The 22901-nt window shown below is 70.5% G+C and carries 23 protein-coding genes and 2 pseudogenes; 11 read left to right on the top strand and 14 right to left on the bottom strand.

The window, feature by feature from the left end:
• From ABZ725_RS29920 to ABZ725_RS29930, 3 genes and pseudogenes are all read left to right on the top strand, one after another.
• Positions 1 to 122: pseudogene (locus ABZ725_RS29920) on the top strand (MBL fold metallo-hydrolase); the annotation flags it as partial.
• 42 nt (positions 123 to 164) lie between these two features.
• A complete protein-coding gene (locus ABZ725_RS29925; RefSeq protein ID WP_358805644.1) occupies positions 165 to 611 on the top strand; it encodes a nuclear transport factor 2 family protein in 447 nt (148 codons plus the stop codon).
• Positions 612 to 680: 69 nt separating this feature from the next.
• Positions 681 to 2336: a serine/threonine-protein kinase gene (locus tag ABZ725_RS29930; RefSeq protein ID WP_358805645.1), complete on the top strand. Its 1656-nt coding sequence runs from the start codon at positions 681 to 683 to the stop codon at positions 2334 to 2336.
• On the opposite strand, the gene ABZ725_RS29935 is transcribed toward ABZ725_RS29930, so the two are convergent.
• The gene (locus ABZ725_RS29935) at positions 2337 to 3047 is read right to left on the bottom strand and encodes a phosphotransferase (protein WP_358805646.1); all 711 of its coding nucleotides are present in this window, start codon (positions 3045 to 3047) and stop codon (positions 2337 to 2339) included.
• 406 nt (positions 3048 to 3453) lie between these two features.
• On the opposite strand from ABZ725_RS29935, the gene ABZ725_RS29940 reads away from it, so the two are divergent.
• Complete coding sequence (locus ABZ725_RS29940; protein ID WP_358805647.1) at positions 3454 to 3876, top strand: transglycosylase SLT domain-containing protein; 423 nt, start codon at positions 3454 to 3456, stop codon at positions 3874 to 3876.
• An 81-nt stretch (positions 3877 to 3957) separates the two neighbouring features.
• On the opposite strand, the gene ABZ725_RS29945 is transcribed toward ABZ725_RS29940, so the two are convergent.
• Genes ABZ725_RS29945 through ABZ725_RS29955 form a run of 3 tightly spaced genes read right to left on the bottom strand, consistent with a single transcriptional unit; the run spans position 3958 to position 5865 of the window.
• Positions 3958 to 4344 (bottom strand): hypothetical protein, encoded by a 387-nt coding sequence (locus ABZ725_RS29945; RefSeq protein ID WP_358805648.1) that lies wholly within the window; start codon positions 4342 to 4344, stop codon positions 3958 to 3960.
• Entirely contained in the window at positions 4341 to 4604 is a 264-nt protein-coding gene (locus tag ABZ725_RS29950; RefSeq protein ID WP_358805649.1) for a hypothetical protein, read from the bottom strand. The genes ABZ725_RS29945 and ABZ725_RS29950 overlap by 4 nt, the downstream gene beginning before the upstream one ends.
• Positions 4605 to 4629: 25 nt before the next feature.
• Entirely contained in the window at positions 4630 to 5865 is a 1236-nt protein-coding gene (locus tag ABZ725_RS29955) for a cytochrome P450 (protein WP_358805650.1), read from the bottom strand.
• A 239-nt stretch (positions 5866 to 6104) separates the two neighbouring features.
• Here ABZ725_RS29955 and ABZ725_RS29960 point away from each other — a divergent pair, with 239 nt between their 5' ends.
• Positions 6105 to 7274, top strand: a complete 1170-nt coding sequence (locus tag ABZ725_RS29960) for a steroid 3-ketoacyl-CoA thiolase (RefSeq protein WP_358805651.1) — start codon at positions 6105 to 6107, stop codon at positions 7272 to 7274.
• On the opposite strand, the gene ABZ725_RS29965 is transcribed toward ABZ725_RS29960, so the two are convergent.
• The 4 genes from ABZ725_RS29965 to ABZ725_RS29980 all read right to left on the bottom strand — a co-directional run bounded on the left by ABZ725_RS29965 (position 7258) and on the right by ABZ725_RS29980 (position 11443).
• Entirely contained in the window at positions 7258 to 7437 is a 180-nt protein-coding gene (locus ABZ725_RS29965; RefSeq protein ID WP_358805652.1) for a DUF397 domain-containing protein, read from the bottom strand. The two genes, ABZ725_RS29960 and ABZ725_RS29965, sit on opposite strands and share 17 nt — an antisense overlap.
• Positions 7418 to 8245: a helix-turn-helix transcriptional regulator gene (locus tag ABZ725_RS29970; protein WP_358805653.1), complete on the bottom strand. Its 828-nt coding sequence runs from the start codon at positions 8243 to 8245 to the stop codon at positions 7418 to 7420. The genes ABZ725_RS29965 and ABZ725_RS29970 overlap by 20 nt, the downstream gene beginning before the upstream one ends.
• Before the next feature lie 471 nt (positions 8246 to 8716).
• Positions 8717 to 9223 carry a hypothetical protein gene (locus ABZ725_RS29975; protein ID WP_358805654.1) on the bottom strand — a complete coding sequence of 169 codons (507 nt, stop codon included), beginning with the start codon at positions 9221 to 9223 and terminating at the stop codon, positions 8717 to 8719.
• A 156-nt stretch (positions 9224 to 9379) separates the two neighbouring features.
• Positions 9380 to 11443 (bottom strand): bifunctional glycosyltransferase 87/phosphatase PAP2 family protein, encoded by a 2064-nt coding sequence (locus tag ABZ725_RS29980; protein ID WP_358805655.1) that lies wholly within the window; start codon positions 11441 to 11443, stop codon positions 9380 to 9382.
• A gap of 277 nt (positions 11444 to 11720) precedes the next feature.
• On the opposite strand from ABZ725_RS29980, the gene ABZ725_RS29985 reads away from it, so the two are divergent.
• Both ABZ725_RS29985 and ABZ725_RS29990 read left to right on the top strand, forming a co-directional pair.
• Positions 11721 to 13376 (top strand): DUF2330 domain-containing protein, encoded by a 1656-nt coding sequence (locus ABZ725_RS29985; protein ID WP_358805656.1) that lies wholly within the window; start codon positions 11721 to 11723, stop codon positions 13374 to 13376.
• Positions 13377 to 13463: 87 nt separating this feature from the next.
• A complete protein-coding gene (locus ABZ725_RS29990; RefSeq protein ID WP_351911286.1) occupies positions 13464 to 14135 on the top strand; it encodes an O-methyltransferase in 672 nt (223 codons plus the stop codon).
• 52 nt (positions 14136 to 14187) lie between these two features.
• Here the strand turns inward: ABZ725_RS29990 and ABZ725_RS29995 are convergent, their stop codons facing one another.
• Positions 14188 to 14580: a hypothetical protein gene (locus ABZ725_RS29995; RefSeq protein ID WP_351911287.1), complete on the bottom strand. Its 393-nt coding sequence runs from the start codon at positions 14578 to 14580 to the stop codon at positions 14188 to 14190.
• Between the two features lie 117 nt (positions 14581 to 14697).
• Between ABZ725_RS29995 and ABZ725_RS30000 the strand changes: the two genes are divergently transcribed.
• The gene (locus tag ABZ725_RS30000) at positions 14698 to 15159 is read left to right on the top strand and encodes a DUF1992 domain-containing protein (protein ID WP_358805657.1); all 462 of its coding nucleotides are present in this window, start codon (positions 14698 to 14700) and stop codon (positions 15157 to 15159) included.
• Here the strand turns inward: ABZ725_RS30000 and ABZ725_RS30005 are convergent.
• Together ABZ725_RS30005 and ABZ725_RS30010 are read right to left on the bottom strand one after the other, a co-directional pair.
• A pseudogene (locus ABZ725_RS30005) lies at positions 15148 to 15474 on the bottom strand (hypothetical protein); the annotation flags it as partial. The gene ABZ725_RS30000 and the pseudogene ABZ725_RS30005 sit on opposite strands and share 12 nt — an antisense overlap.
• 95 nt (positions 15475 to 15569) lie before the next feature.
• Positions 15570 to 16241, bottom strand: a complete 672-nt coding sequence (locus tag ABZ725_RS30010) for a hypothetical protein (RefSeq protein ID WP_358805658.1) — start codon at positions 16239 to 16241, stop codon at positions 15570 to 15572.
• Between the two features lie 166 nt (positions 16242 to 16407).
• Here ABZ725_RS30010 and ABZ725_RS30015 point away from each other — a divergent pair, with 166 nt between their 5' ends.
• The gene (locus ABZ725_RS30015; protein WP_358805659.1) at positions 16408 to 16902 is read left to right on the top strand and encodes a GNAT family N-acetyltransferase; all 495 of its coding nucleotides are present in this window, start codon (positions 16408 to 16410) and stop codon (positions 16900 to 16902) included.
• Positions 16903 to 16904: 2 nt separating this feature from the next.
• Here ABZ725_RS30015 and ABZ725_RS30020 read toward each other — a convergent pair whose 3' ends face one another.
• Positions 16905 to 18950 carry an MFS transporter gene (locus ABZ725_RS30020; RefSeq protein ID WP_358805660.1) on the bottom strand — a complete coding sequence of 682 codons (2046 nt, stop codon included), beginning with the start codon at positions 18948 to 18950 and terminating at the stop codon, positions 16905 to 16907.
• Between the two features lie 234 nt (positions 18951 to 19184).
• Here ABZ725_RS30020 and ABZ725_RS30025 point away from each other — a divergent pair, with 234 nt between their 5' ends.
• The gene (locus tag ABZ725_RS30025) at positions 19185 to 20315 is read left to right on the top strand and encodes a peptidoglycan-binding domain-containing protein (RefSeq protein ID WP_358805661.1); all 1131 of its coding nucleotides are present in this window, start codon (positions 19185 to 19187) and stop codon (positions 20313 to 20315) included.
• Positions 20316 to 20352: 37 nt separating this feature from the next.
• Here ABZ725_RS30025 and ABZ725_RS30030 read toward each other — a convergent pair whose 3' ends face one another.
• Together ABZ725_RS30030 and ABZ725_RS30035 are read right to left on the bottom strand one after the other, a co-directional pair.
• Positions 20353 to 21000, bottom strand: coding sequence for an HAD family hydrolase (locus ABZ725_RS30030; RefSeq protein ID WP_358805662.1), 648 nt, complete (start codon positions 20998 to 21000; stop codon positions 20353 to 20355).
• A gap of 231 nt (positions 21001 to 21231) precedes the next feature.
• Positions 21232 to 21813: a TMEM165/GDT1 family protein gene (locus ABZ725_RS30035; protein WP_358805663.1), complete on the bottom strand. Its 582-nt coding sequence runs from the start codon at positions 21811 to 21813 to the stop codon at positions 21232 to 21234.
• A gap of 383 nt (positions 21814 to 22196) precedes the next feature.
• Between ABZ725_RS30035 and ABZ725_RS30040 the strand changes: the two genes are divergently transcribed.
• On the top strand, positions 22197 to 22841 hold the full coding sequence (locus tag ABZ725_RS30040) for an HNH endonuclease family protein (protein WP_358805664.1): 645 nt from the start codon (positions 22197 to 22199) through the stop codon (positions 22839 to 22841).
• Positions 22842 to 22901: the final 60 nt, after the last annotated feature.

Genomic DNA, 22901 nt, shown 5'->3' on the forward strand with positions numbered 1-22901 from the left:
TCCCGTACGGCTCACGGAACATCGCGGTCTCGGAGGCCGAGGCCCATCTGCGGCGACTGGTGAAGCAGGGGCACGCGGAGGCGGTGACCGGGAGCGATCCGGTGACGTACGTGGCGGTGTAAATCACTCGCGGCGGGCGCCGGCTCCTTGATACCAACGCCCTCATGGACCCCCTGCAGCGGCTGCTCGCCGAACGCGCCTGCGAGCGCCTCGTCGTCGACTTCGTCCACCGGCTGGATCTCGGCGAACCCGCCTCGGTGGCCGAGCTGTTCGCCGAGGACGGCACCTGGGAGTGGCCGGAGGGCGGGCGGCTGGTCAAGGGGCGGTCGGCGCTGCGGGAGTACTTCGGTTCGCGTCCCTTCGACCGGCTCTCGCGCCGCCTCATGTCGAACATCCTGGTCACCCCGACCGCAGCGGACACCGCCCTGGCCACCTCGTACTTCTCGACGTACCGGGTCGACGGCTACGAGGGGGGCGTCGTCCCCGCCGGACCACCCGTCCAGGTCGGGCACTATCAGGACGCGTTCCGCCAGGTCGACGGGGTGTGGCTGCTGGAGACCCGGGTCCTGTTCCTCCCCTTCGGCGGACCGACACCCCGCGTAGGCTGCTGACTTGATCGGATCGTCGGATCACGGGGACCGGGGGCCGGGGGGCCAGGGGCATTAGGGGGATGAGGGCCGATGAATCATGCGACTGAGGTGTTCCAGCCACTCCAGGCGGACGATCCGCCCCTGGTGGCCGGTTACCGTCTCGCCGCCCGGCTCGGGGCTGGCGGCATGGGACGGGTCTACCTGTCGCACACACAGGGCGGCCGGCCGCTGGCGATCAAGGTGGTACGCCCGGAGTTGGCCGACGACCCGGCCTTCCGGCGGCGGTTCCGCCGGGAGATCAAAGCCGCCCGGCGGGTCCGTGGCGCGTACACCGCCGAGCTGATCGACGCCGACGCGGACGGCGTACCTCCCTGGCTGGCCACGCTGTACGTGCCCGGGCCCTCGCTGGCGGAGGCCGTCGCCCGGCGCGGGCCGCTGCCGGTGCCCGCGGTCCTGTGGCTGGTGGCGGGGGTGGCAGAGGCGCTCCAGGTCATCCACGGTGCGGGAATCGTGCACCGGGACCTGAAGCCGTCGAACGTACTGCTCGCCGCCGACGGGCCGCGCGTGATCGACTTCGGCATCTCGCTGGCCTCCGACGTCACCTCGAACACCGCCACCGGCCTCGCCGTCGGCACACCGCAGTTCATGGCTCCCGAGCAGGCGACCGCCGGTGAGGTCACCGCGGCGACCGACGTGTTCGCGCTCGGTCAGACGGCGGCGTTCGCGGCCCTGGGCGAGGCGCTGTACGGGGACGGCCCCTCGGTCAGCGTGCTGTACCGGATCGTGCACTCGGAACCCGATCTGTCCCTGCTGCCCGAACCGCTCCGTCCGCTGATCGCCCGCTGCCTCGCCGCCGATCCGGCGGAGCGGGTCACCCCGGCGGAGATCGTCGAGTGGTGCAGGCGACGTCTGGACGGAGACGCGGACAACGGCGCCGGGCCGACCGACTGGCAGGAGGTCACCGGGCCGGAGGTGACAGTTCCGTCTCCGGTCCCCGATCCCACCCCGGTGCACATACCGACGTTGCCCGCGCCGCCCTCGCACGAGACGCACCGGCACACGATGGCCGCGTACCAGGTGCCCCAGCCCGCGATGCCCTTGCTCGCGCCGCCACAGTTACAGTCGCCGTTTCAGTCGCAGCCGACGCGTCCGGACGGGCGGCCGACCCGGCGGCGGCGCACCGCGTTGCTCACGGCCGCCGCCGTGACCGCGGGTGCACTGGTGCTGAGCGGCCTGGCGTGGACGGTCATGGAGGCGGCGGACCGACTCCGCCACCGGGACACGGCCGGGGCGTCCTCGGCACCCGGTCCGACCGGGTCCGCACGGCCGTCGGCGTCCTCGTCGACGGCCGGCTCGACCGTGCCCAAGGCGCCGCAGGCCACCGCGTACCCCCTCCAGTGGCTGGACGCGAAGACCTCGCTGGACGTCAAGGAGCCGGTCCGGCGCGAGGACGGCAAGGGGGACATCCGCTTCGCCTGCAAGCAGGACGACTGCGCGCTGGAGAGCGACACCAGCGTGCTCTCCTTGGTGTACGGCGACCCCGGCGGCGGCCTCGACACGTGCCGCATCCTCCTCACCGGCGCCAAGAGCCACCGGCTTCCCCTCGCCGCGGCGGCGGCCGGCAGCGAGATCTGCGTCAAGCACCCCTCCGGGGACATCGCACTGCTCGTGATCCAGGTGAAGTCGACCGCACTGCCGGACATCGCCTTCGTGACCGCGGACATGACGGTCTGGCGGGCGGCCTAGTCAGCAGCCCGCCGTCGACCTGATCAACTCAGCGGCCGGTACGAGGAGTTCCGTCTCCTCGCGGCTCATCGTCGGGTTGACCGCCCGCCTCCGCAGGGCCTCCGCCAGGCCCTCCTCGGTGAGGTCGGAGGGGTCGGCGAGCAGCGCGGTCAGCATCGCCCGGGCCGGATCGGCGATGGGCTGCGGAGAGACGGCGACCTGGGCGAGGATCACCGCGGACATGCCCCAGTCGAGCCCGGGGTCGCCCTCCTCCGCGTTGGCCCAGTCGATGACCCGGGGACCGTCGGCCGTCAACATCACGTTGTCGGGGTGGAGGTCGAGGTGCAGGATGCGGGCGCCGGCCGAGACCCGTCCCGGTACGGCGTGCAGCGCGCGCAGCAGCCGGGCGAGAGTGGCTCCCGCCTCCTCGGCGTCCAGCGCGCCCGCCGCGAACGCCTGGAGCATCGTCGGCCCGTCCAGGCGCTCCATCACCAGCTCGGTGCGCGAACCGGAGGGCCGGACGGCGGGCGCGGGGTAGCCGTACGCCCGCACATACGCCATCACCGCCGCCTCGACGGCCGCGTCCCCCCACCCTTCCCGGTCCCGGCGCAGCACCCACGCCTCGTCGATCTCGTACACGTCGGCCGTACGGCCCGAGCCGAGCAGCCGCCCCACGCCCGTACCCATCCCCGCGCCCATCCCCATCCCTGCCCCCGTCCCTGTCTCCGGCATGGCCATGAACGTACCCGTTCGAGACCGCCGTCACATTCGAGGCTCCTGCGACGGGCCCGGAGGGCCGTTGATCGGTGAACCACCCCACATGACCCACATCACCTACTATCCAACCTAGTCGGGCAAATGGGACGCCATGCGCATGCCATTACCCGCCCTGACCTGCGCATTGAGAGCCAGGTCATACAAGCGACCTTCACCCCGAATACGACCACAACTAGCAAAGGGGGTCTTTGCGGACGGCTCCCGACCCTGCTTCTCTGGATGACGTCGCACGGTGCCGACGAGCCCACGGGCCTCGGCGCCGTCGCATGCAGCCACCCACCGCACACCACGCGGTGCGGCCACGCACCGCGTGACTCCGGCATGCAGCGACCGACTCTGTCCCCGAAGAAAAAGGTTCTCCGTGTCCGTCTCCGTCATCCGTCGCATCGCTTCCCCGAAGAAGGCCCTCACCGTCGTCGCCGTGGCCGCCGCCACCGCCGGCATGGCGCTGTCCGCGGCGCCCGCCCAGGCCGCGACGTCGTCCGTGGCCTCGGCCTCCCAGGCCCAGGCGATCGCGCACAAGATGATCCCGAGCACGGCTCAGTACAACGCCTTCGCCAACATCGTGAAGCACGAGAGCGGCTGGGACGTCGACGCCACCAACGCCTCCTCCGGCGCCTACGGCCTCGTCCAGGCCCTGCCCGGCTCCAAGATGGCCTCGGCCGGCTCCGACTGGAAGACCAACGCCAAGACCCAGATCAAGTGGGGTCTGGACTACATGAACTCCCGCTACGGCAGCCCGGTCGGCGCCTGGAACTTCTGGCAGGCCAACGGCTGGTACTGAGCCACGCCACCCTCCCCCATACGCGCCGAAGGCGGCGGCCCCCGATCCCCGGGGCCGCCGCCTTCGGCGTACCGACCGCCTTCAGCGGTTGAGGTCCAGCACGGGCACACCGCGCCCTTCGTACGCTTTCGGATCCACGGTGGCGACGAGCGCGTCCGCGTCCCACTCCGGCAGGTGGCCAGCGGCGTGGATCGCGGCGCCGATCCCCGGAGGTACGCCGTCACGATGCATCCTGGCCACCGCGAGCGCCGCCGAGTAGTCCAGATCGACGGTGTGCAGCACCTCCAACTGGCCGACATGCTCGGCGAGGCCGCGATGCTCGCGGTCGGCTTCCAGAACCGAGAGCGTCGACACCCACAGACGGGTCTCGGTCTCGAAGTGAGCCCGGTGGACCAGCGCGGACACCTGACGGTTACCCGACAACGCCACCAACGTCGGGGAGTCCAGGATCAGGTGGTGCAGGATCACGCAGCTTCACCCTGCTGCCGCGCGAAAGCCTCCCTGAGCCTGCGACCCATGGCCGCACTCTCCTCGTCGCTCACATCGATGCCGAAGTGCTCCGCCAGATACGCGCGGGTCCGCTCCGCCCGCTCCCGGCGCTCCTCCTCGGTCAGCGTCGACTCGGCGAAGTCCTGAACCAGGGACCGGATCGACGTCCCCCGGGACTCCGCGATCACTGCCAAGCGGTCCCGCACCTCGGCAGGAACCCTGATCATCGCATCAGACATACCCGGAGTATACGTCGCCGTATACTCACCCGGCGCTGACTTTCAGCTCCTTCACCCCGTTGATCCAGGCGGACCGCAGTCGCCGTGGATCCTCCACCAGCCGCAGCCCCGGCATGGCGTCGGCGATGGCGTTGAAGATGAGGTTGATCTCCAGCACGGCAAGGGATTTGCCGAGGCAGAAGTGGGGCCCGCCCCCGCCGAACCCGAGATGCGGGTTCGGATCCCGGGTGACGTCGAACGAATCGGGATGGTCGAACACCTCGGGATCCCGGTTCGCGGAGGCGTAGAAGATCCCGACCCGGTCCCCCTTCCTGATCAGCTTCCCGCCGAGTTCGGTGTCCTGAGTGGCGGTCCGCTGGAAGGCGGTGACCGGGGTGGCCCACCGCACGATCTCCTCGGCGGCGGTGCCGGGCCGCTGATCCTTGTACAGCTCCCACTGCTCGGGGTGGGTGAGGAAGGCGTGCATCCCGTGGGTGGTGGCGTTCCGAGTCGTCTCGTTCCCAGCCACGGCGAGCATGAGCACGAAGAACCCGAACTCGTCGGAGTTGAGATTGCCCTCGTTCTCGGCCGCCACGAGCGTCGAGACGATGTCGTGAGCGGGGCACTGCTTCCGCTCGGCGGCCATGTTCATGGCGTACGCCAGGATCTCGGCGGCGGACTGCTGCCCGACCTCGGCGGTGACGGCGAACTCGGGATCGTCGTACGCGATCATCCTGTTCGACCAGTCGAAGATCTTGGATCGGTCCTCCTGGGGCACGCCGATCAGCTCGGCGATGGCCTGGAGGGGCAGCTCCGAGGCGACGGAGGTGACGAAGTCGAAGGAACCGCCCTGCGCGAGGGCGCCGGCGACGATGGCGGTGGCCCGCTCCCGCAGCCGCTCCTCCAGCCCACGGATGGCCCGCGGCGTGAACCCACGCTGCACGATCTGCCGCACGCGCGTGTGCTCGGGCGGATCCATGTTCAGCATGATCAACCGCTGGGCGTCGATGGAAGCCCGCTCGATGTGCTCGTTGAACCGGATGATCGCGGTGTTGAGGTAGGAGGAGAAGATCTCCGGATGCGTGGAAACGTACTTCACGTCCGCGTGGCGGGTCACCGCCCAGTACCCCTCGTCCTCGAAGCCGGCCACGTTGCCCGACTGCGGGATCCAGCGGACCGGTTCGGCGACCCGCAACTCGGCGAACTCGGGGAGGGGTACACGGTGTTGCAGCAGGTCGGGATCGGTGAAGTCGAACCCGTCGGGAAGCGCTGGACAGGGCATCGGCGGCTCCAGCCATCTGACGATGCAAGCTGACGGTCGATCTACGGTCGATCTACGGTGGATCCACGGCGGATCTGCGGTCGATCTACGATGGATCTGACGGTTCATCAGAAATAGATTGCCGTGAAGGTAGTTCAGGACCCTCGAGGCTGCAAGACCCTTGCGGTGACCCACATCACGTAAGCAGACTGCACTCAGCAGAACTAGAACACGTACTAGTTCCGAAGGGATCCGCACCCATGGCCGCCGAACCCGTGATCGTGGAAGCAGTCCGCACCCCCATCGGCAAGCGCGGCGGCGCGCTCGCCAACCTGCACCCCGCCTACCTCCTGGGCGAGACCTACCGCGAACTCCTCGGCCGCACCGGCATCCCCGCCGACGCCGTGGAGCAGATCGTCGGCGGCACGGTGACCCACGCCGGCGAACAGTCCATGAACCCCGCGAGGACGGCCTGGTTGACCATGGGCCTCCCCTACGAGACCGCGGCGACGACGGTCGACTGCCAATGCGGCTCCTCACAGCAGGCCAGCCACATGACGGCGAACATGATCGCGTCGGGCGTGATCGACGTGGGAATCAGCTGCGGGGTGGAGGCGATGTCACGCGTCCCCCTCGGCTCGGGCTCGAAGCACGGCCCGGGCAAACCGTTCCCGGAGGAGTGGAACGTAGACCTCCCCAACCAGTTCGAGGCGGCCGAACGCATAGCCCGCCACCGGGGCCTGACCCGCGAGGACGTGGACGCCCTGGGCCTGCTGTCCCAATCCCGCGCGGCGACGGCCTGGGCGGAGGAACGCTTCAAGAAGGAGACCTTCGCCGTCCAGGTCCCGACGACGGAGGAGGAGCAGTCGACGGGCCAGGGCATGTGGCGACTGGTCGACCGGGACGAGGGCCTGCGCGACACATCGGCGGAGGCCTTGTCGCGCCTGAAGCCCATCATGCCGACCGCGATACACACGGCAGGCAACTCATCGCAGATATCGGACGGCGCAGCAGCGATCATGTGGTCGTCGAAGCGCATGGCAAGGGCGCTGAAGCTGAGGCCGAGGGCGAGGATCGTCGCCCAGGCCCTGGTGGGCGCGAACCCGCACTTCCACCTGGACGGCCCGATCGACGCAACGAAGGCGGTCCTGGGCAAGGCGGGGATGTCCCTGAAGGACATCGACATCGTCGAGATCAACGAGGCGTTCGCGTCGGTGGTGTTGAGCTGGACAAAGGTCTTCAACCAGACGCTGGACAAGGTCAACGTCAACGGCGGAGCGATCGCCCTGGGCCACCCCGTCGGCTCGACGGGAGCCCGCCTCATCACGACAGCACTTCACGAACTGGAGCGCACGGACAAGGAGTTCGCCCTCATCACGATGTGCGCAGGCGGCGCAGTGGCAACGGGGACGATCATCCAGCGGCTGTAGTCCAGCGGACGAACTCCGAGAACACGGCGGGCTGAAGCACGAGGACCGGACCCGTCGGGTTCTTGGAGTCACGGACGGCGACGGTGGCGGGGGTTTCGGCGATCTCGACGCAATCCCCGCCCTGGTCACCGCTATACGAAGACCTACGCCAGTTCTTCTCCATAGCGTTCCTCCATCACTCGCCGGATCAGCCGTGCCGAATCCTTGAGGGAGAGAGCAGCAGCCCGGAGATGATCGTAACGGAGTGAACAGTCCTTGACGGTGTCCGGGTTCGCGCTCGGATACCCGATGCCATACCCCTCGGTATAGACGATGGTCGGGTCGCTGGAGAACCGGTAGAGGTTGAACGAGCCTTGCGTCCCGGGGTGCGCCCCGGCGGCGAACGGCAGCACCTGGATGTTGATCCGGGGATCGTTCTCGAACGACAACAGATGGGCGAGTTGCTCGCGCATGACGGCCCGGCCACCGATCTCCTGACACAGCGCGGCCTCACTCAACACCAGCCAGAAGACGGGCGGTTCGCCCTTCTCGAAGATGCGCTGGCGAGCGAGCCGGACGGCGGCGCGGTCGTCGAGGTCGTTCTTGTCGAGCACGCCGAGCACGGCACGCGCGTAAGCGGGGGTCTGGAGCAGGCCATGCACCAGGTGGGTCTGGAAGGTGCAGATCTCAGCGGCCCGCGCTTCCAGCTCCGCCACCTGCCGGAACCAGGCCGGAAGTTGACTGCGAAGCACAAGCTCGACGAGCCGCGAGAAGAGACCGCCGGTCCCGAGGGCCGCATCCACGCGCTCACTGAACTCAGGGGTGGGAACCTTGCGCGCGGTCTCGACCTGCCCAACCAGCGACCCGGTGTAGTTGAGGATGTCCCCGAGCTGCTGCTGAGTGAGCCCGGCCGCTTCCCTTAACCGGCGCAGCTCGAACCCGTAGTAGTCGAGCGGCGAGGCTCCGGGATCGAGGACGTTGACATGGGTCACGCAGGACCTCCCACGACACAACGGGTTGTATTCACGGTGTAGCCCAGAGTAGTTGGAGCAGGTCACCCTCGTCCCGTGAACGGATACTTCCCCTCGATCTACGCGCCCCCGGTCCCCACGCAGTACCGGATGACGCTGACGGCCGACACCCACTCGGCCCGCCACATCCGCAGAATCGCCCGCGCCCTCCTGGCGGACTGGGACCTGAAGGACCTGACGGACCCGGTCGAACTGGCCCTGACAGAACTGATCGCCAACGTGATCCGCCACGTCCCGGACCGCCACTGCAAGCTGCTCCTCCTGAAACAACCGACGGGAGTCAGAGCCGAGGTGACGGACAACTATTCCCGACCCCGGCGGAGTTGCACCCGGAGTCGGAAGGCGGCCGGGGCCTGTTCCTGCTGGACGCGAAGGTGGACAAGTGGGGGGTGTCACCGGCACCCGGGGGCGGAAAGACGGTGTGGTTCGAGGTCACCGAGAACGCTTCTGCTTGAGCCAGGCAGCAGTGAAGGACACCACCACGATCAGGGCTCCGAAAACGGCAGACCACAGCAAGCCCCAGGGAGGGTCATCCAGTGAGCCGATCGCCCACAACGCCCCTGACATGACTACCCATACGCCGAGCAGCCGCAGAGCCACCGCACCTGGTGAGAGAGGCTCCGCCCGCTTCCACGCAGCCGCCTGCCGCGCTTCCTCGTACCTGCCGGTCCTTGCGTCATAGGCCTGCTGCCATCGCGTAAGACGGGCCGCGCCCCAGAGGAACAGCCCCATCCCGGCACCGAACAGAGCCGCCTGGAACAGCACCCCGGGATCGTCAAAGCCGGACAAGGCCCAGATGAACGCGACCGCCAACACGATCCCGCAGACCACACCGGTCCGCACCGGGTGGCGCGCCACCGTGAGTTCCAGCCGGGTAGGCAGCTCGCCGGTTCCCAAGCGGCGATCGACCGCCAGCAGCACCTTCTGCCAACGGCGCATGTCCGCCCTCCCCCGATGGGGACGCCCCGTGCCCCCTGGTGCACTTCCTGGAGGACGCCCGCCGCCGCAGTCTTCTACGGACGGCGGGCCCCGTCCACCGGTTCCGACACGTACGACTGCACGAGCGGCCGGCCGAAGAAGGCACGCCGGAGCAGATCAGCTCGGTGCCGGGTCCCTCTCCGGTATTGCCGGCCGCGCGGCCGGTTCCGGCGTCGTCGTCGCCACCCGTGCCCTCGGGCCCATGAACAGGTAGGAGAGGGCGAAGCCGCCTCCTACGACCGCCGCGCCGCCGGCCGCGTCCAGGATCCAGTGGTTGCCGGTGGCGACGATGGCCGAGACCGTGAAGAAGGGGTGGAGGAGGCCCAGGGGCTTCATCCACCACTTCGGGGCGACGATCGCGATGACCAGGCCGCACCACAGGGACCAGCCGAAGTGCAGGGACGGCATCGCCGCGTACTGGTTGGTGAGGGCCGTCAGTGTGCCGTAGTCCGGCTTGGTGAAGTCCTGGGCGCCGTGGACCGTGTCGATGATGCCGAGGGAAGGCATCAGACGCGGGGGAGCCAGGGGGTAGAGCCAGAAGCCGACCAGGGCGAGGAGGGTCGCGAAGCCGAGGGACGCACGGGCCCAGCGGTAGTCGACCGGGCGGCGCCAGTACAGGAGGCCCAGGACCGTCAGCGGGACCACGAAGTGGAAGGACGTGTAGTAGAAGTCGAAGAAGTCACGGAGCCAGCCGACGCCGACCACCCAGTGGTTGACCGCGTGCTCGATGTCGATGTGGAGGAAGCGCTCGATGTCGAGGATCTGCTGGCCATGGACCTCCGCGCGGACCCGGCCCGCCGAGTTCGAGCCGCCGGTCGCCGCCAGCCTGACCTGCTGGTACGCCGCGTACGTGACACGGATGAGCAGAAGCTCCAGCAGGAGGTTCGGGCGGGTCAGGACGCGCTTCAGGAACGGCAGCAGCGGTACGCGACGCCAGCGCGTCGGAACCGGCTGCGCGACTTCCGTCGGTATCGGCGCCCGGTAATAGGGGGACGTCCGCGGCAGGAACGGGACGACCGTGGCCGCGGCGATCGCGGCCAGCAGCACCGCGTTGTCGCGCAGCGGGTAGAGGGCCGCCATGTTCGGCAGCATCATCTTCGCCGGGAGGGTCATCACCAGGATCACCGCCACCGGCCACACATAGCGGTCGGAGGCGCGCTTGCCGACCCGCCCGACCACCGCCAGCAGGACCCACAGCAGCTGGTGCTGCCAGGTCGTCGGCGAGACGACGATCGCCGCGCAGCCGGTCAGCGCGACCGCCAGCAGCAGCTGACCGTCACGGGCGTAGCGGACCGCCCGGCGGATCCCCAGGACGGCGACGGCCGCGCCCAGCGACAGGAACAGGCCGATCTCGATCGGGCCGGCGAGGCCGAGGCGCAGCAGGGCGCCGTGCAGGGACTGGTTGGCCAGTGCATCCGCCTCGCCGCCGAGGCCGACGCCCGCCATGTGGTGCACCCAGTAGGTGTACGAGTCGTGCGGCATCGCCGCCCAGGCGAGCACGGTGAGCCCGGCGAACGTGGCGCCGGTGGCGGCCGCGACCCGGCGGCGACCGGTGAACCAGAGCAGCGCGGCGAAGAGCAGGACCGTGGGCTGGAGGGCGGCCGCCACGCCGATCAGGACGCCGGCCGCCCGCCAGTCCCGTACGACGAAACAGCCCAGCAGGACGAGCAGGACGGGGATGATGCTGGTCTGGCCGAGCCAGAGCGTGTTGCGCACCGGCAGTGACAGCATCAGCAGGCTGGTCGCGACGGGCGAGGCCAGCAGTGCGGTGCGTCTGCTGATCGGCTGCGGCAGGGCGCGGGCCACGACCAGGCCGAGGGCGGCGACCAGCAGCAGGGTCCCGAAGGTCCAGCCCCAGCCGAGGGCCTGTTCGGCCGCCCGGGTCAAGGGCTTGAGGACGAGCCCACCGAACGGAGTACCCGTGAACTGGGTCGAGTCGTAGAGGGAACCGTTGACGTGCAGCACGCCGTTCGGTCCGACCCAGGTCTCCAGGTCCGTCAGCCGCTCACCGCGCGGGGTGCCGAGGACGACGGCCACCTGGCGTACGGCGAGGACCGCCGCCACCAGCCAGAGGCCGAGGCGGGCCGCGCGAAGCCGCGCCCGCGCCGTGTCGACCACCGTGTCGACCGCCGTCGACCCGAAGGCCTCCGTCGGCCGCCCGCTGTGCTCCGCATTCGCCACGCCTCGTAGGCCTCCCGCCCCGTTCGTGCCACGCGTCCCATGCGCAAATTTCCTACGCGCACTTTACGAGGGTCGCGCCTCCCCGGAGAGAGACGCAGGCCACCCCCATTTCACCTGACGTCCGCCCTCCTTTTGTCCGGAAGACGATAGTCGTCCGGGGGACCGGTCGCCTCCGCGGGGGCGGGATTTGGATCACGGTGCGAACAGATTCGGCTCTTCCGCCGTACCGTCCTTGGCACCACATACGCAGTGGAGGGTGACGGAGGGGATACGGAGCATGGTCGGTTTCCTGCGGGAACGGCGACGGCGGTTGCGGGCGTGGGGCAAGCGGTTACGCGGGCGGGTCGTCACCGTCCTCCTGGCGCTGCTGGCGATCCAGCTCGGTTCGCTCGTGGCACCGGCCTACGCATGCGGCTGCGGTGCGCTCGTCCCGGGCGACGACCGGCAGCTGACGGTCGGCCGGGAGGCCTCCGTCGTGCGCTGGGACGGCAAGCAGGAACAGCTCGTGATGAGCCTGACCGTCGACGGCGACGCCGACCGGGCCGCCTGGATCATGCCCGTGCCGAACCGCGCGACGGTCGCGCTCGGCGACCCGGAGCTCTTCGACCAGCTGGCCGGGGCCACGGCGCCCGAGCAGCGCACCCGACACCACTTCTGGCCGCAGGACGGCGACTGGCCGCTGACCACCGGCGACGGCCAGGTGGGCCCGCCACCGCCCGGCGCGGGGCCCGGCGGCGTCAGCGTGGTCGGACGCCAACGGCTCGGGCCGTTCGACGTGGCCCGGCTCACCGCCACCGACCCGGCCGGCCTGGACGACTGGCTGCGCAGCAACGACTTCGCCTTCCCCGCCGCCCTGAAGGCCGCCCTCCAGCCGTACGTGGACCGGCGCTGGGAGTACGTGGCGGTCCGGCTGACCCCCGAGACCACCGGCGCCGCGCTGAGCGGCCGGCTCGACCCGCTGCACCTCACCTTCGCCGCCGACACCCTCGTCTACCCGATGCGGCTGTCCCGGCTGGCGGCCACACCGCAGTCGCTGGGCCTGTACGTCCTCGCCGCCCACCGGATGGAACCGGCCTCCCGGATCGGCGGCGAGCGGCCCCGGGTGACGTTCGCGGGACGGCCCGGCACGACGACGGGGCCGCTGGCCGAGCTGGCGAAGGGCGCCCCGTTCCTGACGGCCGTCGCCCAGGAGTTCCCGCGTCCCGCGGAGATCTCCGGGGACCTCGAGCTGCGCCGGGCCACGACGGACACGGCGTTCCGACAGGTCATCTACGAGGACCGGCTGCTCGCGCTGGCCGGGATTCCGGTGTGGCTGCTGACGGTCGTCGGCGGACTGGCCGTCCTGAACACGGCCGCGGTCGTCCTGGGCGTGCGCTGGGGACGGACCCGCCGGGCGGGCCTGCCCGGACCTCGACATGCGGTGGGATGTCAGCCGACGGCCACGAACCCGGTTCCGGGCGCGCCTCCGATGCCGACTCAGGCTCCGACCGCAGCTCCGAGCACAGCTCCGAGCGCGACTCCGGCGCCGGCCCCGGCCCCCGCTCAGGCTCCGACCGCGACAGCCATGCCGGCTGCGCCCCCCAGGTTCGCCGCGCCGCCGACGCCCCCCGCGCCTCCCCGGCCCCCCGCGCCTCCCCGGCCTCCCGCGCCCTCCGTTCCTCCCGGGCCTCCAGCGACTCCCGCGCCCTCCGTTCCTCCCATGCCCTCCGCGCCTCCCTCCGTACCTGCCTTCCTACGGCCCCCCATATCTCGCACCACGTCGCGCTCCACGTCTCGCTCCACGCCCCCGATGCCGGCTGCGCCACCGCCGTCCCCGGGACTTGGTGCCCCAGGAGCTCCTGCCACTCCTGCCACCCCTGCCGCTCCCGCCACTCCCCCGGGGCCCCGCACGCCGCCTCGCTCGCGCTTCGCGCCCCCTGCGCCGAACGGCTGAAATCCGCTGCCGAAGACCAGCCTGACTAGTTAGCATTCCTAACTAGACATGCCGCCAGACATGTCAGGTACACGAGAGGCAGAGCGCATGAGCGAGTCGCAGGTCTGGGACGCCGTCGACGCCTACTTCACCGACCATCTCGCGCCGGACGACGAGGCGACGGAGGCCGCGCTGCGCGAAAGCGAGGCCGCCGAGATGCCGCAGATCAGCGTCTCGGCGAACCAGGGCAAGCTGCTCCAGCTGCTCGCCGAGATCCAGGGCGCCCGGGCGATCCTGGAGATCGGCACACTCGGCGGATACAGCACGATCTGGCTGGCCCGCGCCCTTCCCGCCGACGGCCGTCTGATCTCGCTGGAGTACAACCCGCGGCACGCGGAGGTCGCCACCCGCAACATCGCCCGCGCGGGTCTGGACAAGGTGGTCGAGGTGCGGGTCGGCGCGGCCCTGGAGTCGCTGCCGCTGCTGGCCGACGAGAACCCGCCCCCGTTCGACCTCGTCTTCATCGACGCCGACAAGGCGAACAACGCCCACTACCTGGAGTGGGCGCTGAAGCTCACGAGCGCGGGCAGTCTGATCGTCGTCGACAACGTCGTACGGGGCGGCCGGGTCGTCGACGCGGACAGCGACACGGGTGACGTGCTCGGCACCCGCGCCGCGATCGAGCTGATCGGCTCGCACCCGAGGCTCAGCGGCACGGCGATCCAGACGGTGGGGACGAAGGGCTACGACGGTTTCGCGCTGGCGCGCGTCCTCGCGTAGCCCCACGTTTCCAGGCCTCGGAATTCAGGCCTCGAGCCTCACACTCCGGGCTTCAGGCCTCGTGATAGAAGCCCACGTTGACGCTGCGCGGCCCGGTGCGGTCGATGACGATGATCTCGCCGGAGCCGCCGCGCGCCAGCGGCATGCTCCCGCCGTACGCGAGCGGCTGCGTGTACTGCCCGCTCACCAGCCGCACCTCGGAGGACGGCTCGTCCTGCGAGCCGCGCAGCCACGAGACCTGCCAGACGCCATCGGGGCCGCACAGGAACTCCAGGTGGACCCGGGAGACGAACAGCCAGTCGTCGGGGGTCGCGAGGCGACACACGGACTTGTCCCGGCCCACCCGCAGCACGGCGCCCGGATCGCTGGGCGAGTCGGCCATCAGCATGCCGGCCGTGGCGCCCTCTTCCGTGCCGGAGACGGTGGCCATGGTCAGTTCGAGCACGTGCGCTCCCCTTGAGATGTCTTTGACATGCCTGTCGGCGTCCTGGGTCCTAAGTGTGCTTGTACAGCGGCCGCATGATAAATCGCCCGGCCCCACCGCGTCCGGCACAATGGACGCATGACCGAGCGAAAGCCACCTGGTGTCCCTTTCGAGTCCTGGGTCGACAAGCAGATCCGTGACGCGGAGCAGCGCGGCGAGTTCGCCCAACTCCCGGGCGCGGGTCGGCCGTTGCCGGAGATCACGGACACCTCGTACGACGAACTCTGGTGGATCAAGCGCAAAATGGCCCGCGAGGGCCTCTCCGTGCTGCCGCCGACGCTCGCCCTGCGCAAGGAGGCGGAGGACGCGCTCGCCGCAGCGTACGAGGCGCCTTCGGAACGCATCGTCCGGAAGATCATCACAGACGTCAACGTCAAACTGCGCGACATGATGTTCAAGCCGCCGCCCGGGCCCCCGCTGGGCATGAAGCCGTACGACGTCGAGGCGGTCGTACAGGAGTGGCGGGAGCGCCAGGCGCGGCGGGAACAGCAGGAGCGCGGGACGACGGCCGGGCAGTCAGAGGTGCAGTCAGAGGCGTAGCAGCCGCTCCGTCAATTCGCGGTAGTCGCGTAGAGCCAGCCGGAGTTGCTCGGTGTCGACGGTCGTCGTGGCGGTCGTCGCGGCGGGCGCAGCGGCCGCGGCTGTCGCCGGTCGGTCCTCGGCGCCGTCCGTCGTCGGCTGCCAGGACCGGCGCAGGGTGCGGCGGCGTCGGGCCATGGCCTCGGTGAGGCGGGCGGCCAGTTCCTCCAGTGCCTGATCGGCCTCCACCACGGCGTCCCGGGGCCCGTCGACGAACCCGACGACCGCGTGCCGCATGCGCAGGGCGATCCGCTTGCCTTCGTCGTCCGGCAGGAGCGGCCCCCCGTGGTCGACGGGGGCCGTCCTCGTGTTTGCGTTCGTGCTCGTGCTTGTGCTCGTGCTCGTGCGCGGTGTCACGTCCGGCATGGCGGTCAGCTCTCCTTCGCCTGGTGACGGGGGAAGTTCCACGGCAGGTGGCGGCCGAACCGGGAGGAATCCTTGGTCTGAGCCTTGGCCTGCACCTGGTGCTGGGGCTGCTGCGGAGCGGAACCGACCAGGTCGTCGAAGAGCGCGCGGGCCTCGACCATGGCCGTCCGCATGTCCTCCGTACCCGGCGCCCGGCCGTCGTCCGTGCCGGCCGCGTGTGCGGCGCCGTGGACGCGCCGGTAGCCGTCGACATGGTTCGCGTGGTGGACGGAGAGCGCGGCGAGCTGCTCCTCGTGCTCGCCGCCGTCCGGGAAGCCGCGGGCGCCGGCCACCTCCGCGAGCAGGTGGTCCGCGTCGGCGACCGCCTCCCGGGGCGAGTCGACGAACTTCTCCTGCGCGGCCCGCCAACGGGCCTGGAACCGCTCGCGCTCCGCCGGCTCCAACGGCCGCTCGCGCAGCTCGCCGTGCCGTTGCACGAGGGCGTCGAGCTCTCTCTCGGCGGCGCCGACGTCCCCGTCGTGCCGGGCCACGGCCCTGTCGTACTCGGGCCCGAAGCGGTGCTTCAGGCCTCGTCCGCCGTGCGAGCCGCCCCGGGCGCGCAGGATGCGGACTGCCGCGACGACCATGACCGCCACGATCACGATCACGATCAGAGCGATGATCACGCCTGTGGACATGCCTTGCCTTCCGGTGGGTCGGCCCCACGGGCCGGTTCCCATGTCGTGTTGCCCGGAAGTCGTCCGCCAAACAGCGCGCGACGGCCGGCCGGGTACCGGGTCGACGAGCGGGGCGCCGCGCATATTCGCTTGCGGGCCGCGCACACCGGCTCGGCAGAATGAGCGAATGACCTGGACGATCGCCCCGGAAGCCGTCGACTCCCCCGCCGCCGTCGCGCTCTGGCGGGCGTACTACACCGAGGTCAGCGACCGCTACTACCTGCTGCACGAAGGGCGCCGGACCGACCCGGAGGAGCTGGAGCGGGAGATCGCCGCCCGCACCGGCGCCGAACTCGCCCCGCCCCGAGGGCGGTTGCTCGTGGGGCGGTACGACGGCGAACCGGCCGGGACCGCGGGCATACGGCTGCTGGACGCGACGACCGCCGAGCTGACCCGGGTGTTCGTCCGGGCGGAACTGCGGGGCAGGGGCGGCGCCGCGCTGCTCGTCCGGGGCGCCGAGGACGCCGCCCGCGCGCTCGGCGTCACCCGGATGATCCTCGACACCCGCGGCGACCTCGTCGAGGCGCGCGCCCTGTACTCCCGGCTCGGCTACACGGAGACCGAGCCGCACAACGCGGACCCGTACGCCGACCACTGGTTCGCCAGGCCGCTGGTGCTGTGACCTCAGGGGAGCCGGTGGTCGGGCACGACCCGTCCGCCGTGCGGCTGTTCCCGCTCCGAGCCGCACAGCTCGCTGTTCAGTTCCCGGACCAGTTGGACCAGGTCGGTGGGCCGGTCGGGTCCCCACCAGTCGCCGAGCAGCTCGGCCAGTGACTGCTCGCGGGTCTCGGCGAGCCGTTCCGCGACCTCGCGGCCCGCGTCGGTCAGCACCATGTCGAGTCCCTCGCGCACGGCGAGCCGGCGTTCCTCGACCTGCCGGGCGGCGTCCATGATCACCGACAGCGGGACGGTGGTGCGCTCGGCCAGCACCGACGGCTCGACGCTGCCGTACCGGTTGATCCGCAGCAGCAGCCAGCTCGCGGCCGGGTGGAGGTCGTAGCCCGCCTGTGCGGTGATCTTCCGGTAGATCTCGCGGCGGCCCTCACGGGTGCCGAGGACCGACAGCGCCCGGCACACCTCGTCGTACGAGGACCGCTCCACCGGGTTGCTGGCGAGGGTCTCGGTGACGTCGGGGGCGGTGACCGAGCCGCGCAGCGGGTCCTCCCGGAGGAACCAGGCCAGGACGAAGCCGAGGAGCGCGACGGGCGCGGCGTACAGGAAGACGTCGGTGATGGCGGAGGCGTACGCGTCCAGGACGCCCGGGCGCAGGTCGGGCGGCAGGTCGGCGATGCCCCGTGGATCGGACTCCAGTGTTCCGGCCGAGACCCCGGACGGCAGCCGGACGCCCCGGAAGGCGTCGGTGAGTTTGTCGCCGAGGCGGCCCGCGAAGACCGTCCCGAAGATGGCGACGCCGAAGGAGGCCCCGATGGAGCGGAAGAAGGTCGCGCCGGAGGTGGCGACGCCGAGATCCTCGTACCCGACGGCGTTCTGCACGATCAGCACCAGCACCTGCATGACCAGGCCGAGGCCGAGGCCGAAGACGAAGAAGCAGGTGCTCATCTCGCCCGTGGAGCTGTGTTCGTCGAGCTGGTGGAGCAGCAGCAGGCCGAGGGTGGTGACGGCGGTGCCCGCGACCGGGAACACCTTCCAGCGGCCGGTGCGGCTGACGATCTGCCCGGAGCCGGTGGACGACAGCAGCATGCCCGCCACCATCGGCAGCATGTGCACGCCGGACATGGTCGGCGAGACGCCGTGCACCACCTGGAGGAAGGTCGGCAGATACGTCATCGCGCCGAACATCGCGAAGCCGACGATGAAGCTGATCACGGCGGAGAGGGTGAAGGTGCGGATGCGGAACAGCTTGAGCGGGAGGACCGGTTCGGCCGCCCGGCGCTCCACGGCCACGAACGCGACGGCCAGCAGCGCCCCGAGCACCGCCAGTGCGACGATCTGCGGGGAGCCCCAGTCCCAGGTGGTGCCGCCGAGGGACGCCACCAGCACCAGAGAGGTGGCGACCGAGGCGATGAGGAAGGTGCCGAGGTAGTCGATGACGTGCTTGGTCGACTTGCGCGGGATGCGCAGCACCGTCGCGATGACGGCGAGGGCGACGACGCCGACGGGCAGGTTGACGTAGAAGACCCAGCGCCAGCTCAGGGCCTCGGTGAACAGTCCGCCCAACAGCGGGCCGAGGACGCTCGTGGCGCCGAACACCGCCCCGAACAGGCCCTGGTAGCGGCCGCGGTCGCGCGGCGGGACGATATCGCCGACGATCGCCATCGACAGCACCATCAACCCGCCGCCGCCCAGGCCCTGGAGCGCCCGGAAGCCGATCAACTGCGGCATGTTTTGCGCCATTCCGCACAGCGCCGAACCGATCAGGAAGATGACGATCGCGATCTGGAACAGCCTCTTGCGGCCGTACTGGTCGCCCAGTTTGCCCCACAGCGGGGTCGCGGCCGTCGACGCCAGCAGGTACGCGGTGACCACCCAGGACAGATGCTCCATACCACCGAGGTCGCTGACGATCGTCGGCAGGGCGGTCGACACGATCGTCTGGTCGAGGGCGGCGAGGAACATGCCGAGCAGCAGGGCGCCGATCGAGACGAGGACGTTTCCGGACACGTGTTCCTGACGTGGATCCGCGGTCCTGCTGTGCGCGTCCAAGGCCATGGATGCCTCCTGCGGCTCTGGTGGCTCTGGTGACCCCTTCATCGTGATCGGTGTGACCCGTTATGGCCTCTTGAGTCCGCTTGATTCCGCGCTCGGAACCGCCGCGATCTTTCCGGGTGCCCGAGGGTAATCCCTCGGGATCCTGGCGGAATCCGACATTCCGGGGGTCGCGCGCGGCCGGCTGTGTGGAGGATCTGCATAATCTCTGGAGTTTGGATGGGGAGGGACGAACAAGTGATCGATCCGACGGGGCAACAAGGGCGACCCGAGCAGTACGGGCTGCCGTGCCCGGAGTGCGGGGCACTGCGCGCGCCCGACAACACCCCGTCCTGCGCCTGCGCCCAGCGCGCCGCCGACACCCTGCGCGACACGCGCACGGCGGAGGCCGCCGCGGCGGAGGACTTCGATCCGCTGCGGATACGGCCGTACGTGGAACTGGACGGCGCGGTCACCTCCGGGAGGGACACCGGGGTCGGGACGGGGGCGGGGGCCGGGGCCGCGGCTTCCTCCGCCGCCGACGTGACCATGCCGATCCCGACGGTCCCGACGCTCCCGACGGCCCCGCCGTTCCCGGCCGACGCGACGATGCCGCTGCGCGCCGTGGACCCCACCGGCCCGCCGCCCCCGGACGCGACGACGGCTTTACCGACTCCGCTGGCTCCGCCCGGCCTAGCGCCCAGCGCCGGCGACCTGAGCCTGTTCGAGGCGGACGAGCTCGACACCGCGCGCCCCGACGACGAGGAACCGGGCAGCCCGCGCCGTCGCCGCGCCCTGCTGATCGCGACGACCGCCGCCGTCGTGGCCGTCCTGGCCGCCGCCGGATTCGCGAGCGGACTGTTCTCCTACGAGACGCCGACACGCGACACGGCCGCCCCCAAGGACGTACGGGCAGCCGTGCCCGACACCTCCACGAGCGCGTCGTCCGGGTCGCCGTCGGCGAGCCGCTCCGCGTCTCCGTCGGCCTCCGGCGCCTCGCCGTCGCCCTCCGAGAGCGGGAGCCCGTCGCCGTCCAGGTCGCAGGCGAGCGCCTCACCCTCGGCGTCGCGGTCGGCCGACGCCGTCGAGGCCACCCCGACCGCTCGCGTCACCAGTTCCTCGGGGCCCGAGAACGGCGCCGACAACAGCCAGGGGACCTCCCCCGACCTCGTGCTGCGACTCGGCGACACGGGAGCCGAGGTGACCGAACTCCAGCTGCGGCTGACCGAGGTGTTCCTCTACACCGGCGAGGCCGACGGCACGTTCAGCAGCGATGTCGAGAGCGCCCTGCGCAACTTCCAGTGGGCGCGCGGCACGACGGAGGACGGACTGGGCGTGTACGGACCGGTGACCCGGGAGAAGCTGGAGTCGGAGACGAAGGAGCCGTAGGGGCGGGCTGGACGATGCCGACCCGCGCTCCGGCGCCTCACCCCAAGTGAACCCGCACCCCGTCCGCCACCGTCTCCACCCGCACCTGCCGCAGATCCCGCACCACCGCGTCCGGTCCGTGCACCGCCGCCCGTGGGCCCACGCCCACGACCCGCATCCCGGCGGCGCGTCCGGCCTCGATGCCCGCCCCGGAGTCCTCGAAGACCACGCACTCCGCCGGGGCGATCCCCAGCTCGGCCGCGCCCTTCAGGAACCCCTCCGGGTCCGGCTTGCTCGCGCCCACGGACTCCGCGGTGACACGCACGTCCGGGAGGTCCAGTCCCGCCGCGGCCATCCGGGCCGTCGACAGCGGGACGTCCGCCGAGGTGACCAGCGCGTGCGGGACGCCGCGCAAGGAGGCGAGGAACTCCGGTGCGCCGGGCACCGGCACCACGCCCTCCAGGTCGGCGGTCTCCTCCGCCAGCATCCGCGCGTTGTCCGCGAGGTTCACATGCATCGGCCGACTGGGCAGCAGTACGGCCATCGAGGCGTAGCCCTGCCGGCCGTGGACGACCTTCATGACCTCGTCCCCGTCGAGCCCGTGCGCGTCGGCCCAGCGCCGCCAGACCCGCTCGACGACGGCGTCGGAGTTCACGAGGGTGCCGTCCATGTCGAGCAGGAGGGCGCGGGCGGTCAGGACCGGCATCAGGCAGCTCCGGGTAAGAAGGGACAAGGCGGCCGGGAAGAGAACAAGGCGGCCCCGCCCGCCGGTCAGGGAAAACGGGCGGGAGCCACTTTGTTTCCCTACGGTACAAAATAATCCGGCCCGACCGCCACCCCACCGGAAAAGGTCCGAAAACCGTTCACCCGCCGTTCAGCTCCGCCGGACCCGCTCGGAGCCCGCTCGGGACCGGTCAGGACCCGCTCGGGCCCGGGGTCAGCCCGCGACCGCCTCCCACAGGCTCCACACGCCCAGCGCCAGCATCAGCAGGGCCGCGATCCGGGTGATCAGCTTCAACGGGACCCTCTTCATCAGGGCCTTTCCGCCGACGATGCCGAGTCCGGCCACCGCCCACAGCGCCAGCACCGCGCCGAGGCCGACGGAGAGCGGGTCGTCGTAGCGGGCGGCGAGGTTGGCCGTCATGATCTGGGTGAGATCGCCGAACTCGGCGACGAGGATCAGCATGAAGCCCGCGCCCGAGACCTTCCAGAACGACTGGTTCTCGGGCCGCCGGACCTCTTCGTCGCCCTCGTCCTTCTTCAGCAGCAGCACCGCCGCGCCGCCCAGGAACAGGACGCCCGTCAGCGCGTGCACGAGCTGCTGCGGCAGCAGCGTGAGCACGCTGCCCGCGGCGACGGCGAGCACGACATGCAGCGTGAAGGCGGCGGCGACGCCCGCGAAGACATAGGAGGCGCGGTAGCGGGTGCCGAGGACGAGGCCGGCGAGGGCGGTCTTGTCCGGCAGCTCGGCCAGGAAGACGACGCCGAAGACGAGCGCCGTGACGGTGATGCTGATCAAGGTTCCTCAATCGGTCGGGGCCGCCCCACCGAGAGTGCAGTACCTCACATACTTCGCACAAAGACACCTCGGCACGGCAGCACACAAGTCACCCGTGCCGTAGGGCACGGGCGTGCACTGCTTGCCGAAGGTCTCGCTGGCCGACCCGTACGACGGGTCTGCCTCCGGGCGCCGGCTCAGACGAGCTGAGCAGTATGTCGACGGTCCGGCGAAGAGCTACTCCCCTTCTGCGCTCCCCATTGTACGAGATCGTTCTGCGATAAACCTTGTCGTGTCATGCACGCGTCATTAGTTTCTTACCGAGCGCTCATCTCCCCGCAACTCGGCACCGCGAGCATTCGAACGCTCGCGCTCCAACACCCCGCATCCCCCATGGAGTTCGCATGTCGAAGTTCTACGCGCGTGGACGGCTGAGCATACTCGCCGCCCTCACCGGTCTCATAGCCTCGGTCGGGCTCATCAACTCCCCGACCGCCTCCGCCGCCCTCCCCACCCCGGTCAGCGCCGCCACCGCCCGCACCTACCTCGCCTCGCTCACCGTGGCGACCGAGGACCGCACCGGCTACGACCGCGACCTGTTCAACCACTGGATCACCATCTCCGGCACCTGCAACACCCGTGAGACGGTCCTGAAGCGGGACGGTACGAACGTCGTCACCAGCTCCGCCTGCGCCGCCACCAGCGGCACCTGGTACTCCCCCTACGACGGCGCCACCTGGACCGCCGCCTCCGACCTCGACATCGACCACCTGGTCCCGCTGGCCGAGGCCTGGGACTCCGGTGCCGACAGCTGGACCTCCACCCAGCGGCAGAACTTCGCCAACGACCTGACCCGGCCGCAGCTCATCGCCGTCACGGACAACGTGAACCAGTCGAAGAGCGACCAGGACCCGGCCGAGTGGATGCCGTCGGTCACCTCGTACCGCTGCACCTACGTCCGCGCCTGGGTCCAGGTGAAGTACTACTACGACCTCTCGGTCGACTCCGCCGAGAAGAGCGCGCTGACGAGCTACCTCGCCAGCTGCTGATCGACATTCACGGAAGCTGATCGATCCGTAGCCGCCGGGATCTCCCCGTGGACCTCCGTC

Origin of the sequence: Streptomyces sp. NPDC006872 (genome assembly GCF_040635845.1) — a bacterium.
Classification (GTDB): domain Bacteria; phylum Actinomycetota; class Actinomycetes; order Streptomycetales; family Streptomycetaceae; genus Streptomyces.